Raw genomic sequence first — 17,834 nt, 5'->3', positions numbered from 1 at the left:
GGTCAGCGTCGCCGGTCATCGGGCCTCCACGCGGAGTGCGTCCTTGTCGTGCTGGGTGACGACGGAGTTCTCAAGGCCCGCGACGGCGCTGTACCAGACGGCGTGGCGGCAGCCGGTGGCGCGGCGGTCGATGACGATCGGTGCGGCGGAAGTGATCCGGACGTAGGGGCCGACGTAGTCGAGAGCGAGGCCGGCGTCCTGCTCGGCGACATCGAGGACGCCCTGGTTCTCAGGGACCTCGAGGACGTACATGCAGGGCATGATCAGATCAGCTCCCTCTGAGCCTCGCGCCAGCCCGGCTGCTCGGCCTCCCAGGCGGCGGCACGTTCGACGATCAGCTCGGCCTTGCGGGTGAGCAGCTTGTCCATCGACGGCGCCTCCCCGGCGGTGACGTCGCACAGGGCCGCGATCGTGAGCTGGGCGTCGAGGTCTTCCTGGGGGGCGACGGGCCGCAACTGTCGCGTGATCTCGAGCATGTAGCCGTTCGGGTCGTGGGTGTAGATGGACTCGATGGTCTCGTGCATCACCTGCATCTCCACGGGCCACTGCGACTCGTCGAGGCGGCGCCGGTACTCAAGCAGGTCCTCCTCGTCTCCCACGTTCAGGGCGATGTGACGCGAGTTCTTGAAGAACTCCGGGGTGCCGTGGGGCAGCCTGGCCCACGCGTCGCCCGGCGCCGTCTGGTCGCCCTGCGGCGACCAGCCGAAGTAGTAGAAGAACGCCAAGCGGTCTCCGTTGCCGATGTCGAAGAAGAAGTGGATGAAGTCCGGGTGCCGTTCCGGGCCCCAGCCGGCGGCGCAGATCGAGTGCACGATGGGGAACTTCAAGACGTCGCGGTAGAACCGCACCGTCGCGTTCGGGTCGAAGGTGGGGAAGGCCGCGTGGTCGACACCGCGCACCCGGTGGACCGGCTTGGCCTGGCCGGGGCTGTTGCGGGACATGTGATCTCCTTCGGTGGGGGCGTGGGCGTTCACTGGCCGGCGAGGACGCCGTCGGCCCGCAACAGCGAACCGGCTATCGGGACCTCCGCGGTCAGCCCGAGGCTGCGCAGGATCGAGTAGGCGCCCGCGGTGGCCGCCGAGAGGACGGGGAGCCCGAACTCGTCCTCTGCGGCCTGGATGAGATCGAGCGAGGGCATCTGCACACAGCAGGAGAGCACCAGCGCGTCGACGTCGGTCAGGTCCATGCTGTGGGCGGCCTCGAGTATCCGGCCGCCGGGGATGCACCCGACCTCGCTGTTGTCGGCGACCTCAAGTGCACGCCAGTCGGCGACCTGGATGCCTTCGGCCTCGATGTAGGCCACGACCTGCCTGGCGAGGGGCTTCATGTAGGGCATCACCAGGGCCACGCGCTTGGCCCCGAGGGCGTCCAAGCCTTGGAGCAGGGCGCCGGCGCTAGAGAGGACCTTGGTCTCGGAGCCACCGGATCCGAGCTGCTCGGCGATACGGAACTCGGCGTCGCGGTGGTGGCCGGGGCCCATCGCCATGATCGCGACTAGGCAGGCGTAGAGCACGACGTCGACACCGGCGTCGCCGATCTCGAGGACGCAGCGCTCCCGCTGGGCGTTCATCGCGCGCAGCTGCTCGGGGGTGACGGCGTGCATCCGCATCCGGGAGGAGTGGAAGGAGAACTCGATCCCCGTCCGCTGCAGGATGCGCGGGATCTCGGTCTCGACGGTGACGTTGGTGCTCGGCACGATCAGGCCAACGCGGTGAAGAGTGGACACGACGTCTCCTCTGATTTCAACCCAGCGTAACAGTCATGTCGATATATCAACATATCTGTCAGCGATGGGTGTGCAAGGTCTCAGCCGAGGCTGGGGCGCAGGTGGGAAAGGGTTGGTGGGGCCGGTTCAGCGGCGCGGGGCGAGGCGGTCGAGGAGCGTGCGGATCTCCTCGACAGTGCGGGTGGTCTCCGCCTCGGGGCCAGGAGCGCCGGGGCGGACCAGCATGTTCTGCGCGAGGTCGGTCACGGTGGCGACGGTCTCCTCGACGTCGGAGCCGCGGGAGAACCACCAGGCGACCCAGTTGCACATCCCGAGCAGCGACAACGCCGCAGTGCGCGCGTCGACAGGCCGGAACTCGCCGCGTTCGATGCCGGTTTCGATGACCGCCATGACCTCGCGCAGGATTTTGCGCTTGGCCTCCCGGTGCTCGCTGCCAACCGGTTCGGGCAGGACCGTCTCGGAGCGGTCGAGGATCCGGAACTGGTCGGGGTGTTGGGTGCGCTGGCGCACCAGGAGGGCGACGACGTCGCGGAGCTTCTGGGTGGGGGAAAGGTCGGCACGCGCGGTGAGCTGCTCCAGCACCTCGGCCAGCCCCTGGCTGACCTGCTCCACCAGCATGATGAGCAGCTCCTCCTTGCTGCTCACGTAGTTATACAGACCGGGCCGGGAGATCCCCAGCGCCTTGGCGATGTCGAGGAGAGTCGTCGACTCATACCCCTTCTTGGCGAACAGTGCCGTGGCCGTATCGAGGAGCTCGGAGGTGACGAGCTGCCGGCTCAGGCCACTGCGCTGTTCCTGGGGTATGGGTGCTTGGGCCATGCTGGCAGTGTACTGAGCTGATTTCTGCTTGCCGGATGCAATGGTCATGTCGTCACCACAAAGTCGGCACGACCCGCTGCGACCGCGGTCGCAGCGGCGGCTCGGTCACCGTCGCCCTCGAGGAACACCCCGACCAGGCGCTCACCCTTGAGGCGGAGACGTTCGCCCAGGTCGATGCGCGCGGCGACTGCCTCGGGTGTCGCCGGTCCGCTGAGCAGCACCGGGAGGCACCCACTGCCGGTCAGAGTGGCGATCAGGGCATCGGCCGGCTCGCTCCACACGTCCGGCTCGGACCAGGTGACCTCGTGCACGGCAGTCGTGGCGCGCAGACGGTCCCTGGTCAACAGCCGAGTCGGCAAGGTCAGCTCCGGTTCGGTCAGGGGGCGGGAGAGCACCCACTCGTCGAGGTCCGCCGCGCTGTCGGGGACGGCGTCCCCTAGCCAGGCCAGCGCCCGCCTGGCGCTCTCGAGTTGCTCGGCGGCGTAGTCGGTCAACGTGAGATTGCCCGACCGGGTCATGTAGGACAGGGCGAGCCGCTCCGCGGGCAGGCCGGCGCGAAGGCGATAGGTATCCCACCACGCCTGGCTGCGATGGGCGAGCTTCTTGAAGCGTTCGACCGGTGGGCGCCGTGCTGCCTCGTAGGCGGCGAAAGCCGCGGCGATCGAGGACTCGCCGGCGAGCGCTTCGACGAGGGCGATCGCGTCTTCGAGAGCGAGCTTGGTGCCCGAGCCGAGCGTGTAATGGGCGGTGTGAGCGGCGTCGCCGAGAAACACCACGTTGTCGGTCGACCAGCGTTCGAGCGTCAGGTTGGTGAACCGGCCCCATCGGGTCCGGTTGGTCAGCAGCTTGCGGCCGCGCAGCTCGGTGGCGAACACGTCCTCGAGCAGCGCGACGCTGGCGTGGTCGGTTTCCCCGATCGGCGTTTGGGTGTCGAAAACTTGCAGGCCGGCGGAGTGCCAGGTGACGTCGTCGACCTCGATGAGGAAGGTGCTGCGGTCATCCCCATAGGGATAGGCATGCAGGACGAAGAGGTCTTCACCGCGATGGGTGGCGGCGAAGAAGGCCGACTCCACCGCAAAGTCGGCACCACACCACGCAAAGCGCGTCCGTCCCAGACTGGAGCGCACGCCCAGCTCGGTGGCGTACTTCTCGCGAGTACTGCTGCGCACCCCGTCGGCGGCGATGATCACGTCGGCGTCCGACTGCGCGGCGTCGATGTCGCTCCCGCGGCGGATTTCCACGCCCGTCTCGGCGGCCGCCGTACTGAGGATCTCCAGCAACGCGGCCCGCCCGATGGCCAGATTGCGGGCGCCATGCAGTGTGACGGTCGCGTCGTGGCCCTTCAGGCGCAGGTCGTGGCCGGCGTAGGAGGCCGCGCGCACCTGCTCGGCCGTCGCGGGGTCGGCAACTGCCAGGTTGCGCATGGTCGACTCGGTGAGGCCTACGCCGAAGCCGAAAGTCTCCGCAGCGCCGCTCAGCCGCTCATGGACGGTGACCTGGAGGCCAGGCTCCTTGAGCTTGAGCAGTCGCGCCGCGTACAGACCGGCAGGACCGCCTCCGATGAGCTCGATCTTCCTCGTCATCGCTCCTCCCGGGCAGTCTCGACGGCGAGCTTGTGCTCGATGTCCTCGCGCAGGTGCTTCTTGGAGACCTTGCCGACATTGGTCAGCGGGAACGCGTCCACAATCTCGACGCGCTCGGGGAGCTTGTACTTGGCCAACCCTCGCTTCAGAAGATGCTCTCCGAGGCTCGCGACGGTGAGGGGTTCGGCACCGGGCTCAAGGACCAGGTACGCGCACCCCTTCTCACCAAGCACCGGGTCGGGCATCGCCACCAGCGCGACGGTGCTCACGTCGGGGTGCTCGCCGATCAGCTCCTCGACCTCCTCGGCATGGATCTTCTCCGCACCGCGGTTGATCACATCCTTGATGCGGCCCTCAATCGAGTAGTAAATGCCCTCTGGCGTGACGTGGCGGCGGGCCAGGTCCCCCGTGCGGTAGAAGCCGTCACGCGTGAACGCGTTCTTGTTGTGAGCCTCGGCGCGATAGTAGCCACGGATGGTGTACGGCCCGCGAGCGGCGAGTTCTCCGAGCTCGCCCTCGGTTGCCTCGGTCTCGGTGCCAGGGGCAAGGATGCGGACTTCGTCGCCGGGGGAGATGGGCGCGCCGACAGTATGGTGCCGGACTGCTTCGGTCGCGCCGGCCGGGGTGAGCAGGAACATGCCCTCGGCCATGCCGAACATCTGCCGCACCCGAATGCCCAGTTTGTCGCGGAGTCGTTCCGCGACCTCGACGGGCAACTTCTGGCCGCCGACGACGAAGTCACGCACGCAGCTGAGGTCCGCGTCGCGCACCTGGGGGGCTTCCAGCAGACGGATCGCGAGGGCCGGGGGCATCAGGGGCAGCACATCGGGGCGATGCTGCTCGATGACCGCCAGCAGATCGGGGATGGCGGCTGTGGGCGCCATGATCACGCAGGCGCCGGCAAAGATTGCCGGCTGGAGTGCCAGGGAGATGCCGGCGTTGTGCACGATCGGGAGCGGGTAGAGCAGCCGCGTCTCCGGTGAGTACTGCATCGCCTGGGCCCAGGCCAGGGAATTGTAAACGTACTCCTCGTGAAGCCGGGGTGCCACCTTCGGCAACCCGGTCGTGCCACCAGAGAGCTGGAAGACCGCGATGTTCCCCGGGTCGACTTCCAGGTACGGCAACGGCGTGTCGCTGCGTCCCGCGGCGAGCACCTCCTCGTAACCGGTCGCGCCCTCGAAGGCCGCCGAGCGGGCGATCACCACCTTTTCGATCGACGCCTGGGCGAGCAGCTCCTCCGCCTGCCCCAGCAGCCGGCCGCCGCCGAAGTCACCCTGGGTAAACAGGACGCGCGCCCCGGTGTGCTGGGCCAGCAGGCCGATCTCCCGAGTCCCGTGCTGCGGCAGGGTGCAGACCGGCCGCACTCCGGCCAGCAGGCACCCGAGGTAGGTGACTACGGTCTCGGCGACGTTGCTCATCTGGAACATCGCTGCCTCACCCGCCCGCACACCCAGAGTCGCCACGAGCCCATGGGCAAAGGCCCGCGCGTTTTCGAAGAGCTGCCGGTAGGTCCAGGAGACCTCAGGGGTGATCAGGGCCTTGCGGTCGGCATGGAGGTCGGCCGCGTGCTCTAGCTCGAGAGGCAGGGTCCGGCCCGACCACCAGCCCTTCCTCCGGTAGCGCTCGGCACTTTCGTCGTCATAGGGCACGTGGCCATCTTCGGGCGGCGAAGCCGCCGCGGCGTCGACTGACATATAAGTCACGATAACGACTAGCACGTTATTTAGGCAACTTGTTCGTCGAAATATTGACAGGCATGTCACCGGCCCGCAGGATGTGGCCCATGCCACACCCGTGGTCTCACTCTTCGGGAGCGCTGACATGACCACTTCCGTCCCCGACGACACCCGCCGCAAGACCAACCGGTACTTGGTGGTGTTCATCTGCTTCGCAGCGATCGTCTTCGACGGCTACGACCTGATCATCTACGGGTCGACCGTTCCATCGCTGCTCGCCTACAAGGAGTGGGCGCTCACGCCGGCCGAGGTCGGCGCGCTGGGCAGCTACGCGCTCCTGGGCATGATGTTCGGAGCGCTGGCATCCGGGCCACTCACCGACCGCTTCGGCCGCCGGAAGATGCTGCTGGGCTGCCTAATCCTTTACTCCACCATGATGCTGCTGGCCGCGGCCGCGCCCAACCCGCCAACCCTCGGGGTCATCCGATTCATCGCCGGCCTCGGATTCGGTGGCGTCGCGCCGGTCGCCATCGCCCTGGTCGTCGAGGTGGCACGCCCGCACGAGCGCCAGCGACTCAACGCGATCATGCTCGCCGGACTCCCCGTCGGCGGCGTACTCGCCGCACTGGCCGCCCTGACGTTTCTCGACGACGTCGGCTTCCGCGGCCTGTGGGCCTTCGGCGGTGTCGCCCTGGTCACAGTCGTGCCCCTCGCCTGGCGCTACATCCCCGAGACCGCCCCTGCCGCGCGGGACAAGACCTCGAAGACGGACGAATCGCCGATGCGCCAGCTCACCAACGGGCGGGCGATCACCGCCCTGGTGCTCTTCGCGGTGGCCAACTTCGCCGGGTTCCTCCTCGTCTTCGGCCTCAATACCTGGCTGCCCCAACTGATGCGCGCGGCCAACTACGACCTCACCTCGGCGCTGGCCTTCCAGGTCCTCCTCAACCTCGGAGCCGTCGTCGGTGGCGTCAGCGGATCCGCCCTCGCCGACCGGATCGGCGCCCGACGCGTCGCCCCCGCCACGTTCCTGGTGGCTACGATCGCCATCGCGGTCATGGCCTCGGCCCCGCCGGCAGGCGTCATGGCCGTGGCCACCTTGGCGGCCGGCCTGGGATCGATCGGCACGCAGATGATCGTCTTTGGTTATGTAGCGACCTACTTCGAGACGAGCGTGCGCGGAACGGCGCTCGGCGTCACCACCGGCATCGGCCGGCTCGGCGCCGTGACCGGTCCAGCCATCGGCGGCATCCTTCTCTCCAGCGGCCTCGGCAACGCCTGGGTCTTCGGATTCTTCTGCGCCATCGCCATCCTCGGCGGCGTGGCCTGTGTGATCGTTCCCGCAGGTCCACCACGACGTTCGAACCCGCCATCACCGCACATGCGGTCAACCACTGAAACAGAGCCGGCCACGCGACAGGGAGAACGCGGATGAACATCATTGCCCACACTTCGGGCGGCAAGCCCACTGGCAACCACGTTGCCGGACGGAAGAAGTCTCACCGCTGGCGCCGCATCTGCGCTGCTGTGCTCGTCGCACTGCTCACGACATCATTGGCCGGCATGCCGGCGGCGCACGCAACATCAGCTGAAGACCCTCAAGTAGCGATCATGGAACAAGAAGCCGCCTTGGGTAAACATGCCTACAAAAACCTCTTCAACGGGGCGAAGCCCGACTGCGCCGCCATGGCCAACAAGTGGATTAAGGACGATGCCGGCGACGCGATGCTGTTGTCGACTCAAGTAGCACCTGCCCGGAACGCGGAAATCTCGGCGGTTGACGCCGGTGGCGCCGTCACGACCGACCTGAAGGACAAGACCGTCCCAACACCGCGACACTGCGTTGTGTCTGGGTATGTCGCCCCGCAGGTGTCCTTCGAACTGCGCCTGCCGGACGCCAAGGCGTGGAACGGGCGGTTCATGCTGGTCGCGTGCGCCGGATTCTGCGGGACAGTGAACTCATCGGCATGCAACCCGGGTCTGTCCCGGGGGTACGCAGTGGTGACCACGAACGGCGGACACACCGGCTCTCCTGGTTTCCAAGCCACGTGGGCCCACCGCGACAACGCGGCGCGGCACGACTTCGCCTATCGCGCGAATCACGTCGCCACGCTCCTGTCCAAAAAGATCGTCGCTGCCTACTACGGAAAGCCCGCGGCGTACTCTTACGTGGTTGGCTGCTCGAAGGGCGGCAACTCCGCAGTCCGTTACGCGTCCCGCTACCCCGCCGAGTTCGACGGAATCCTGGCCAGCGCACCGGTGCTGGACTACCAGGGACGCGTGAGCACCTCCTTCTCCTGGCAGGCGCAGGCGCTTGAGAAGAACGGGAAAACAGTGCTCAGCCCCGCCGACCTCAAGGTGCTCCACGAGTCCATCCTGGACCAGTGCGACGGGGCGGACGCACGCAAAGACGGCATCCTCAATGATCCAGCCGCATGTAAGCCCGATTTCGCCGCCATGGCATGCGACCGGTCCGAGCTTTCAGGCCCGAATTGCTTCTCGAAGGCCCAGATCGAAGCCTTGCGGAAGCTGTATGCACCCCCGGCGGACTCCAAAGGGCGTATGGTCTACCCCGCGGGCCAGACGCCGGGGTCGGAACTGAACGCGATTCCCTGGCTCACCGCGAGGCCTGAGGTGCCCGGCACGCCACTCGTGGAACACGGCGCCGACCAGTGGCTGAGATACATGGCATACGCCAGACAGTCCGACGGCTCCAAGAAGTCGGCCCAGAACTTCAATTTCGACAAAGATCCCGCCGACATGGAGGCGATGGCAAAGGTCTACAACGCCACCACGACCGACCTGGGCAAGTTCGAGAAGCACGGCGGCAAGTTGCTGATAACGCATGGCACCGCCGACGAAGGGATCAGTCTGGCAGCCACTGTCGACTACTACAAGCGGCTCATCAAGGCCAGCGGCGGCCTGGCCGCAACCCAAGCCTTCGCGAGACTGTTCCAGGTCCCGGGAATGGCGCACTGCTCCGGCGGAGTCGGCTACGACAGATTTGACGCCCTGTCCGCACTTGAAACCTGGGTCGAACAGGGAACGGCCCCGGAGAAGATCATCGCCAAACGGTCCTCTCCTCCCGCCGCGGGTGAAGAAGCGATTCCCCTCTATCCCTACCCGCTTGTTCCCAAATTCAGCGGAACGGGAGACCCGGCGGATCCCGACAGTTATCGCGCGGTGACATCCACCTCTTGGCGCTGACTCGAGAGGCAGCGTCTGTCAATGGCCTGTGAGCTCGGTTCTGATCCACTTGGCGTGAACTGATCACCTAGCGTCGCCGAATCAGAGATGCTCTTGGATCGTGTGACAGTGAGGCATTCTCTCCCCTCTCCAGCCTTGGCGGGTTCCTGGCCGTCAAGCAGATCACGGCGGACGAGACGGCTGTGACGATCCGCGCCCGGACCACCACGGACAAGCCCGATTGCCCGGTCGTGCGCGAGACGGTGGCGGCGTGAGCATGCGCTACCGGTAACCACCGCAAGAATTTCGCCCTGTCCCCGGAGTCTGGCCTGCGCCGGCTGCGCAGCGACTACATCGACCTGTACGGGGTCCACCGGTGGGACCACCACACCCCGATTGAGGAGACGACGCAGGCGCTGAACGACGCGGTGCGCGCCGGAAGGATCCTCTATGTCGGCGTCACCGACGCCCCGGCCTGGGGCGTGGCCCAGGCCAACACGCTGGCCGACCAGCGCGGCTGGACACCGTTCGCCGCACTGCAGGCGCCCTACAGCCTGCTCAACCGGGACATCGAGCGTGAGCTGCTTCTCTCGGTTCACTCGGGCCGCGCGAGCACGCCGTGGCGCCAAGCCGTACAGGAAGTCGCCGACGAGGTCGAGGCGAGCCCCGCACAGGGCCCCCAAGCGCTCTCTGCGGCGCGTGTGCACGTGTGTCGCGTCAAGACCCCCAGCATCATTTGGTGCTCCTGTTCAAAGGAGGGTCGCCTGCTGGTTGTCATCGGTTCCTTGGGCACTATGGCCGGCTCCAGCTCCACATCCCTATCCCCACCCGCACTCCCGGAGAGGCATGCAGGACCGGGTCGTGGTCTGGGGCGGTGAGCCCTCCCGCCTGGACAAGTCCCTGGTCGAGTTGGAGCAGCCGGGCGTGGTGCAGCGGCCACGGCCGATGGCCGACCTTGGCGTGGGCCAGCCTGCTGGCGACGACGGTAAACAGCAGATAGCGGGCGGTCAAAAAGTGCGCCAGCTCATCCTCCGCCAGCGGTGCGCCCAGTTCCACGTCGGCGTCGCATCGAGCGCCGACCGGTCCAGGTCGGCGGCGCCGGCAGCGGTAGGAGCGGCGTCCCTCCTCCACGCGCAAGGACATGTCGGACCAGTGGTAGGGCAGCCGGTAGCCGACCCGCCCGCCCAGGACAGCGGGAAGGCGCCCGGCATCCAGGGACAGGAACCAGATGCCGCTACGTCCCTGACTGTCGTGCACGTAGGTGCGCACATTCGTCTCGGGAAACCGCGACAGCCAGGGCAGCGCCGGCGTCCCGGGCACCCGTACGTTCTCCATGAGGAAGGGGGTCAGACCGACCCAGGCCGATCCGTCGAACTCCTCAACCGTGAGTCCGTCAGGGAGCAGCGACTGGACCAGGGCGGCGGGATACCGCCAATGGATGAAGGTCATGTGAGACCACTGGTGGTACATCACCGGCCAGATGATCCGCGGAGGCTGTGTCGTTCGCACCCTATGCTCCTACCCCTGGGAGCAGACAAGGCGTGGCGAGGGCATGTCGATCATGGTCGGCACAGTGCGGTATTCGACTGTGTCGTATTCACAGACATGGTGTGTGAGGTGAGGGCGACTGTGTCCTACTCAGCCCACTTGGACGACTAGCAGGTGAGGTTGTGCCGGGTGATCAGGGTGTTGGGGGATCCGGGCCTTCTAAGCGGCGGTATAGCGGCGGGCCGTGGCCCCGCTCGCGCACCTGTGGGTCAGGGATCTCGGGTCCTGTTCACTTGCTCCCACGAAGAGATGTCTCTTTCCCCACCCTCAATACAGGGTTTTGTACCTGTTAGCTATCTCTGTTCGTTTTACTGGTTCGCCATCCGTCTTTCCGGATCCCATCACCGACCGATCCAGCTAGCTTGGCTAACCTCGACGTACGCCGACGAGAGCGGCTTGGCAGTACCCTCCGTGAATGCCGGCATGCCGCTTGAACTGCATGGATGGCATTTTCAGTTATGGCATCGCACAAGGTCCGGTGGAGGCGGTCCTGGACGGGACGTAGCCTCGCCCGGCCCGTTGGTGTCGAGTCAGGCGAGGCATGTTGGTCGAATTTCGGGGCAGGTCGAAGCTAGTTTCCTGACTCCGGAATCGTCACGGGCGGGCAGCGTGGGTCGAGCCGTACCTTCGCCAGATCCCGGCCGACGATCGTCCAGGCGTCGTAGGAGCCGGGCTCGAACTGCAACTGCGGGGCGGTGTGCCACTGGTCGCCCAGCCCGGTCGCGAGCAGCTTGGCCTCCGATCCGAGTTCGTAGGCGTTGCCGCCGCCAAAGAAGGTGGAGGTGAACACGCGGCCCCTGTGGACCTGCAGTTCGCCGTGTCCCGAGAGCAAGCCCTGGTGCTTGATGGTTCCGGTGGCGGGGTCCAGGGCGACCCAGGCGCCCAGCACGCGCTTGTAGACCGCGTACAGCAGCCCACCATGGACCTTGAGGTCCTGGAAGGTACGGTGGCCCGGAAGCGGATCGAATTGCCGCACCACCTTGCGCTGCTTCAGGTCGAAGGCGGCGATCGAGGCCGTCGTCTTGGTCGGCGGCGTGCCGCCTCCGCCGAGAACATCGCCGCCGAGGTAGACGATGCCGCGCTGGGCGTCGACGCTCAGGCTCATCAGGCTCTGGTCGGGGATGACATTCGGGTAGACGTCCATCTTCCCCGTGTCGGGGTCGAGCACCGTCAGGGCGCCCTGCAGTCTCGCGCCGGTCGGGGCAGAGGCCACCAGGATGGTGTCGGTGACGGGGTCGTGCTCGATGTCCCACGGCCGCGACTGGTCATGCCTGATGTAGCCGAGGCCGCGTACCTCGTCGGTGTGTATGTCGATGGAGATGATCTGGCCGCTCGGATACAGCGCGGCGTAGATCTTGTTCCCCCGCTGCACCATGGTCTTCGGCTCGCCCACCACGCGGATTCTGCGTGTCTTCTCGGTCCGCAGGTCACGCACCTCCACGGCGAAGTGGCCGCCGATGTACAGTGCCCGGTTCGGCACCAGCAGCATGCTTTGGGTCCGCTCGGCACCGGCCGGGAAGCCGGCGTCGATGAGGTCGACGAACTCGGAGGTCTTGCTCGGCAGATCCAGCCACCACATGCCGCCGCTGCCAGCGAAGCCGATGAGCCGCTGCCCGTCCAGCTTCAGCGCCCGGGTCTCCTCACCCGGCGACGGCGGGTCGGCGACCTTGGTCACCGCGTCCTGTCCGGTGCGGTAGCTGTAGACGGCACCGTCGGGGCGCGAGGTGAGGTAGACCGTGCCGTCGGGGGCCACCTCGAACGCGTCGATGATGCCCACCCCAGCGTCGAACTGCCGCCGGTCCGTGCCGTCCTTGCGCACGTCGATCAGTGTGCTCCCGCTCGCCGCGAGCACCCGGTCGCCGTAGAGCGTGACCGTGCCGACGGCCGCGGGTCCCTGGGCCAGCTCCCTGACCGCGCCGCTGACGCGGTCGACGGCCATCAGCCTGGCCTTTTCCAGCAGGCCGGCGTAGGCCGTGGTCTCATCGACGGCGACCGCCCTGACGTAGTGTTCGCCCTGGACCAGCACTCCGTACCTCCGGACTGCGCCCGTCGAGGGGACGTACTCCCAGAGCCGGCCGTCGGAGGAGGTGCCGAGGTAAAGGGTGCCGTCCGGCGCGGCGGCCATGCTCCAGACGAAGCCGCCGTTCGCGCCGAAGGAGCGCAGGTGCGCCACCTGGCCCGTGACCAGGTCGTAGCTGTACAGGTCGGGCACGGGGTAGGTGCCGATGTATAGCTTGCCGCCGGCGACTGCGGTGGCCCAGCCGCCTTCCGGCGCGCCTGCCGCAGGGCCGTCCGGTAGCGTCGCGGTTCGCGTCACCTTGCGGGTGGCGAGGTCGATCTCGGCCACGACCGGAGGCATCGGGCCGCGGGAGACCACGTAGGCGTGGCCATTATGTACGGTGGCGCCCACGATCGCGCCGGTGGTGGAGGCTGGGCCGTAGGTGCTGACGGCCGGGGCGCCGCAGTTCGGTGCGGCCACCGCCTGTGCGGCGGCCGGTGTCGATAAGGATGATATTGGCAAGGCAGCCAGGACCATGAGCAGCGCAAGATAGATTCGCGGCACGGCCACACCTCCGGGACATTCAAAACTGCTTAGTTTTGGTCCAGACCGTAATCTTGCGTGCGTGACACGTCAACACCGGACGTCCGACGCCTTCGCTGGGCGCCATGCTTCCGGGCACATCCGGGTGAGTAGTTCGAGGGCGACCCGACCACTGGGGGGCGTCCATGCGCGTTCCCGGCTTTCGTCCGGCCAGATGACCTCCCCACGCCTGTAGGGGTGTGCCGTGCCCGTTGGCGCCCACGACGTTGACGATCTGCTGCTCCCCACGCCCGTGAGGGTGTGCCATTGACCGGGGCTTTGGCGATGCCGACCAGCTTCTGCTTCCCACGCCTGCGGGGGTGTGCCAGCCGACGTCAACGGGCAGAACACGCGGTCCCGCTGCCCCCGCCCCTGTGGAGGTAAGCCGCAACTGGACGAAATTTCCAGACAGCTGGAACTGCTCCCGACACCCGCAGAATTTTGCTCCGACTGCCTAACAGACCATCGAGGAAACGCTTCTGCGTTCAGCGAGTCCGCTTCGCGGAGGCCCGATCAATCGTGATCGACTCATGGACAGTGATATGGGCCGTGGCATATATAGCGCTGTGGAGCGCCCTAAAATTTATGGATCTGGAACGGGGCCGTAGTCCTCTCCGAGTGGCCCACCGCCCACTAACTCGAACTCGATTGCCTACTGTGTCCCTCGTTCGCTGCTACATCCGAAGTGGCTGGCTTGATGCTGGCGGAAGAGTCGGTAGGTGCTCATAGCCGCCGACCGTTGCGCCGGAACCCGGTTCGCTTGAGGATCGCTGTCCTAGCGCGCCTGCTGGCGCATAAGCTCTTCGACGTTCTTTCTGCTGATCTCCGTGATTCGATTAGGTAATTCGCCTAGCGCAAACCAGCCGATGCCCGTACATTTCTTTGGCTCCATAATTTGCGGCTCGCCGCCCACGTGTTTAGCGCAGTAGGTAACCGAAACCCAGTGCTCGCGATGTGGCAAGAAGTGATCAAATGTCCCCAATGTGTAAGTAAGTTCGATATGCATGCCATGCTCTTCGCGTATTTCTCGCGTTATCGCGCGCTCCAGAGGCTCCCCAAACTCAACCATTCCTCCCGGGAAGTCCCATGCTCCTTTCTCGTTCCGTGATGTTGGCCCTCGTCGCGCCATGAACACTCGCCCTTCGGCGTCGAAGACGACTGCGCCGACCCCGACTCCGATATAGTCAAAACCTGGCCTGCCGGTCACCTCTACCCCTTATTTAACAAAAGGCAGTATTCGCCAGAATGCATACCACCACATAAATAGAAGCGAGCTCAGTATAAAGATGATTATGTAGGTCTCATACCAGCGGAAGAAGTTACCCAGTCGGGGCTTCTTGCGGAAGCCGACATAGACGATCCTGTCGGTTAGCTCACACTCCTCGCGTCGATAGTCCAGCCATGCGAGTACGCCAATGCATATCAGGAGAACCGTAAATAGTCCGATCGCCGAAATGAGAGAAAGGATACCAATGATGGCTGATTTGGTAATGGTTGGCGTGATGTTCCAGGACCGGTACCCGATGAAGAGCGCGATGCCGGCTGTGGCCAGCGTGCTGGCAAGGGTTTGATATATGGCGAGGAACTTATAGACATTCTCGTTGACGACGTGTATTTGCTGCAGGATATATTTGTATCGCTCAAGACTGAAGTCTTTTATGATTGCATCTTGATCCGTTGGACTGGGGATCTTTTTCCTGGCATACCGTGAGCCTGGCGAGATTCGGAGCGCAGTAATCTTGCGGCTTTTTCCATCTCGCTGACGCGTGGTAGCCGGGATCACGTGGACGGCACTCTCCCTCGGAGGTCAGGCATGAGCTTGATGTGGTCAAGTTTCAGTATCACGAACCTGGCCTTGGGCGTCTATAGATCGATCTGGCCACAAGGCGCAACTAGGCTCCGTGTGGATCTCACTGATCGTGTCGCAAGTCTGATGATTTTGCCCGAAATCATGACATTACGGCCTGAACTACACAATTTCATTGCCTGTGAAAGTGATTAGGCCACTCGCCCCTATCTCCCGCCGTCGGCTGTGTGCATCGCCGACCGGACGCCCCGTCCGGTGGCATAACGCGGCCCGCTAGAGCCGGACATTCCCGGCGCACTCGGCCTTCGAACACAGGGGGTCCGTGGTGGGCGTGCATATCCTGCCCTGCATGTACGGCGTAGTCCACGCTGCTGTTCTGGCTCTGGGCTGTTCGCCGACGCTGGGCTTTATCCACAACGGCACTCAAATGGCCTTCCTTCGTCCTCCCCACACATATGGGGGTGAGTCTCCCGTCGGATCGAGCGGGGGTCCCGGATAGCCGTCCTGGCGCAGTGTCTCAACTGGTGGGATGTGGGCACCTCCCGGGAGAGCATCCCGGCCTCCCCAACTGCTATGACGAGTAACAGGGCCGCCCAGTTCGTCGTGACGGCGGCGCGTGAGCTTATCCGGGGCTGTCAAGCGAACTAGCTGGTCAGCCGCTCGAAGGTCGTTATGCCACGTAATGCTAGTAGGCCGGCCGCGGCTGCCGCGTCAGCAGACCCGCTTAGCCAGGCAGGTTCGTAGCGTAGATCCAGTCCAAACCGTCCTCCCCGGTGGTGTCGATATGTTCGACTCGCACCAGACCGGCGCGTACGGCCACGCGTTGAGACGCGATGTTGGCCGGCCGGACGCGAGCGATGATGGGCAGATCGGGAACACGTTCAGACACCCATCCGACAACTACCGTCGCGGCCTCACCAGCTAACCCTTGACCCCACGAGGAGACCTCGAAACGGTAGAAGAGGTTGAGCACGCTCATGCCGTTCAAGTCCATGGACTTGGTTCCGCAAACCCCCAGTTGCCAGTCCGAAGCGCCACGTCGTACCACCCAGTATCCATAACCGAAGCGCCGCCAGTGATCGTGCCAGCGCTGGAAGAGTTCCAGGGCCTCTTGACGCCGGGACAGAGCGTCGGAGGGATTCTGCAGGCAGGTGGCGGTGTCGCGGTGGATGCTGAAAATCGCGTCGATGTCCTCTGGTGCCGGGCGCCGCAGCGACAGTCGCGTGGTCAGTAACACTCCGCGGTCACGGCTCTGATCATCCACGCAATGATGGTAGACGTGGCCCCGATGAGGGCGTGGCGGTCAAAGGCGCAGGCCGAGAGGCGCCGCTGCCACCAGGCCGCCGTCGATGACGAGGTCCTGGCCGGTGATGTACGACGCGTCGTCTGAGGCCAGGAAGGCGACGGCGGCGGCGACATCGTCTGGGTGGCCGAGGGTGCCGAGGGGCACCTCCGCCGTGATGCGGGTTTCCGCGGCGGGGTCGATGGCGGAGCGGTACATCTCGGTCTCGATGTAGCCGGGGCTGACGGAGTTGACGCGGATGCCACGCGGCGCGAGGTCGGTGCCGAGGGTGCGGGCGAGGTTGTGTACGGCGGCCTTGCTCGCGGCGTAGATCGAGGCCACAGGAAGGCCGCGGTGCAGGGTCCAGGATGCGTTGATGACGACGGCGCCTCCGTCGCCCATCAGCAGCAGTGCCTTTTGGATCGTGAAGAATACTCCCTTGAAGTTGATTCCGACGGTGTGGTCGAAGTCCTCCGGGGTGAACTCTGGCCTGAAGTCCGCGATTCCGGCGTTGGCGAAGACCACGTCGAGAGAACCGCACCAGGTCTCGATGCGCCGCATGAGGAGATCGAGGTCGGCGTCGACGCTGACGTCCGCGCGGACGGGCAGGGTCCGCTCGGAGTCCAGGCGGTCTGCTGCGGTGTCGAGGCGGGCCTGGTCGCGGCCGGTGATGACGACGTATGCGCCCTCGTCCAGGAGTCTGCGGGCGGTCGCGAAGCCGATGCCGCTGGTGCCGCCGGTGATCAAAACTGTCTTGTTCGTGAATCGCTTCATGCCGACGATCCTCGAGCGGTGCGAGTTTACGCGGCAGTGTTGGCTGAGCCTGGGTCTGATACCACCACCAAGCGTTCCAGCAGGGCCTCCGTACCCGTCCCGGGTGCTGGGGTGTGCAGCGATAGGCGGTGGCCGGGCAGTTCGGGCAGCGGGAGGGTGGTGGCCTCGAAGGTCAGCGTTCCCAGGCCGGGGATCTCCAGGGCCTTGGTGCCGTGAGTGGGGCCGCCCACGGGGAGTTCCGCCCAGATTTCGGCGAAGGCGGGGCTCGCGGCGCACATGTCCGCGGCCAGGCGGCCGAATTCGGGGTCGTCGGGGTAGCGGGCGGCGTCCGCCCGGAACAGGCCGATCATCGCTCGGGCCGCGTCGTGCCAGTTCACGACCGCCGCACGGTAGCGGGCGTTGGTGAAGAAGCTGACCAGGCAGTTGTGGTCGTGCTCGTTGCACTGGAACACGATCTCCGCCGCACGGTTGAGCGCGAGGACGTTCCAGTGCCGGTCGATGACGTACGCGGGCCGCGGCAGCCAGCCCTCCAGCAGTCGCCGCACGGCATCGGGGACCTGTCTTTCGGACGGCGCCGCCTGCGGCGGGTTGAGGCCGGCGAGGAGGTAGAGGTGCTCGCGCTCCGCGGGCTCGAGGCGCAGCACCCTGGCGATGGCGTCCAGGACGTCGGCGGAGACGTTGATGTCGCGTCCCTGCTCGAGCCAGGTGTACCAGGACACTCCTACGCCGGCGAGCACCGCCACTTCCTCCCGCCGCAGCCCGGGGGTACGGCGGCCCTCGCCTGCCGGCATGCCCACGTCGGCGGGCATCACCCGGGCCCGCCGCGACCGGAGGAATGCGCGCATCTCGGAA

At 65.9% G+C, this 17,834-nt stretch carries 15 protein-coding genes and 1 pseudogene; 3 read left to right on the top strand and 13 right to left on the bottom strand.

The window, feature by feature from the left end; genetic code table 11:
- Positions 1 to 15: 15 nt before the first annotated feature.
- The 6 genes from Ssi02_RS33955 to Ssi02_RS33930 all read right to left on the bottom strand — a co-directional run bounded on the left by Ssi02_RS33955 (position 16) and on the right by Ssi02_RS33930 (position 5,822).
- Complete coding sequence (locus Ssi02_RS33955) at positions 16 to 261, bottom strand: hypothetical protein (RefSeq protein ID WP_204031692.1); 246 nt, start codon at positions 259 to 261, stop codon at positions 16 to 18.
- A gap of 2 nt (positions 262 to 263) precedes the next feature.
- Entirely contained in the window at positions 264 to 941 is a 678-nt protein-coding gene (locus tag Ssi02_RS33950) for a VOC family protein (RefSeq protein WP_204031691.1), read from the bottom strand.
- A 29-nt stretch (positions 942 to 970) separates the two neighbouring features.
- Positions 971 to 1,726 carry a maleate cis-trans isomerase family protein gene (locus Ssi02_RS33945; protein ID WP_239130236.1) on the bottom strand — a complete coding sequence of 252 codons (756 nt, stop codon included), beginning with the start codon at positions 1,724 to 1,726 and terminating at the stop codon, positions 971 to 973.
- A gap of 126 nt (positions 1,727 to 1,852) precedes the next feature.
- The gene (locus Ssi02_RS33940) at positions 1,853 to 2,593 is read right to left on the bottom strand and encodes a TetR/AcrR family transcriptional regulator (RefSeq protein WP_204031690.1); all 741 of its coding nucleotides are present in this window, start codon (positions 2,591 to 2,593) and stop codon (positions 1,853 to 1,855) included.
- Positions 2,590 to 4,128, bottom strand: coding sequence for an FAD-dependent monooxygenase (locus Ssi02_RS33935; RefSeq protein WP_204031689.1), 1,539 nt, complete (start codon positions 4,126 to 4,128; stop codon positions 2,590 to 2,592). The genes Ssi02_RS33940 and Ssi02_RS33935 overlap by 4 nt, the downstream gene beginning before the upstream one ends.
- Positions 4,125 to 5,822 carry a (2,3-dihydroxybenzoyl)adenylate synthase gene (locus tag Ssi02_RS33930; protein ID WP_204031688.1) on the bottom strand — a complete coding sequence of 566 codons (1,698 nt, stop codon included), beginning with the start codon at positions 5,820 to 5,822 and terminating at the stop codon, positions 4,125 to 4,127. Before Ssi02_RS33930 ends, Ssi02_RS33935 begins: the two co-directional genes overlap by 4 nt.
- A gap of 127 nt (positions 5,823 to 5,949) precedes the next feature.
- Between Ssi02_RS33930 and Ssi02_RS33925 the strand changes: the two genes are divergently transcribed.
- From Ssi02_RS33925 to Ssi02_RS39675, 3 genes and pseudogenes are all read left to right on the top strand, one after another.
- Complete coding sequence (locus Ssi02_RS33925; RefSeq protein ID WP_204031687.1) at positions 5,950 to 7,239, top strand: MFS transporter; 1,290 nt, start codon at positions 5,950 to 5,952, stop codon at positions 7,237 to 7,239.
- Positions 7,236 to 9,011: a tannase/feruloyl esterase family alpha/beta hydrolase gene (locus Ssi02_RS33920; protein ID WP_204031686.1), complete on the top strand. Its 1,776-nt coding sequence runs from the start codon at positions 7,236 to 7,238 to the stop codon at positions 9,009 to 9,011. Before Ssi02_RS33925 ends, Ssi02_RS33920 begins: the two co-directional genes overlap by 4 nt.
- A 281-nt stretch (positions 9,012 to 9,292) precedes the next feature.
- Positions 9,293 to 9,868, top strand: a pseudogene (locus Ssi02_RS39675) (aldo/keto reductase); the annotation flags it as partial.
- Here the strand turns inward: Ssi02_RS39675 and Ssi02_RS33910 are convergent.
- The 7 genes from Ssi02_RS33910 to Ssi02_RS33880 all read right to left on the bottom strand — a co-directional run bounded on the left by Ssi02_RS33910 (position 9,783) and on the right by Ssi02_RS33880 (position 17,827).
- Positions 9,783 to 10,499, bottom strand: coding sequence for a YqjF family protein (locus Ssi02_RS33910; protein ID WP_204031685.1), 717 nt, complete (start codon positions 10,497 to 10,499; stop codon positions 9,783 to 9,785). The pseudogene Ssi02_RS39675 and the gene Ssi02_RS33910 overlap by 86 nt on opposite strands.
- A 610-nt stretch (positions 10,500 to 11,109) precedes the next feature.
- On the bottom strand, positions 11,110 to 13,017 hold the full coding sequence (locus Ssi02_RS33905) for an NHL repeat-containing protein (RefSeq protein ID WP_239130235.1): 1,908 nt from the start codon (positions 13,015 to 13,017) through the stop codon (positions 11,110 to 11,112).
- Positions 13,018 to 13,894: 877 nt separating this feature from the next.
- The gene (locus Ssi02_RS33900) at positions 13,895 to 14,326 is read right to left on the bottom strand and encodes an NUDIX domain-containing protein (RefSeq protein ID WP_204031683.1); all 432 of its coding nucleotides are present in this window, start codon (positions 14,324 to 14,326) and stop codon (positions 13,895 to 13,897) included.
- 9 nt (positions 14,327 to 14,335) lie between these two features.
- Positions 14,336 to 14,902, bottom strand: coding sequence for a hypothetical protein (locus Ssi02_RS33895; RefSeq protein ID WP_204031682.1), 567 nt, complete (start codon positions 14,900 to 14,902; stop codon positions 14,336 to 14,338).
- A 748-nt stretch (positions 14,903 to 15,650) separates the two neighbouring features.
- Positions 15,651 to 16,190: a GNAT family N-acetyltransferase gene (locus tag Ssi02_RS33890; protein WP_204031681.1), complete on the bottom strand. Its 540-nt coding sequence runs from the start codon at positions 16,188 to 16,190 to the stop codon at positions 15,651 to 15,653.
- 39 nt (positions 16,191 to 16,229) lie between these two features.
- The gene (locus Ssi02_RS33885; RefSeq protein ID WP_204031680.1) at positions 16,230 to 16,982 is read right to left on the bottom strand and encodes an SDR family NAD(P)-dependent oxidoreductase; all 753 of its coding nucleotides are present in this window, start codon (positions 16,980 to 16,982) and stop codon (positions 16,230 to 16,232) included.
- Between the two features lie 26 nt (positions 16,983 to 17,008).
- Positions 17,009 to 17,827: a helix-turn-helix transcriptional regulator gene (locus tag Ssi02_RS33880; RefSeq protein ID WP_239130234.1), complete on the bottom strand. Its 819-nt coding sequence runs from the start codon at positions 17,825 to 17,827 to the stop codon at positions 17,009 to 17,011.
- Positions 17,828 to 17,834: the final 7 nt, after the last annotated feature.

Origin of the sequence: Sinosporangium siamense (assembly GCF_016863435.1) — a bacterium.
Lineage (GTDB): Bacteria > Actinomycetota > Actinomycetes > Streptosporangiales > Streptosporangiaceae > Sinosporangium > Sinosporangium siamense.
The sequence above is the reverse complement of the archived record's forward strand: the minus strand, read 5'-3'. Positions and strand labels throughout refer to the sequence as shown.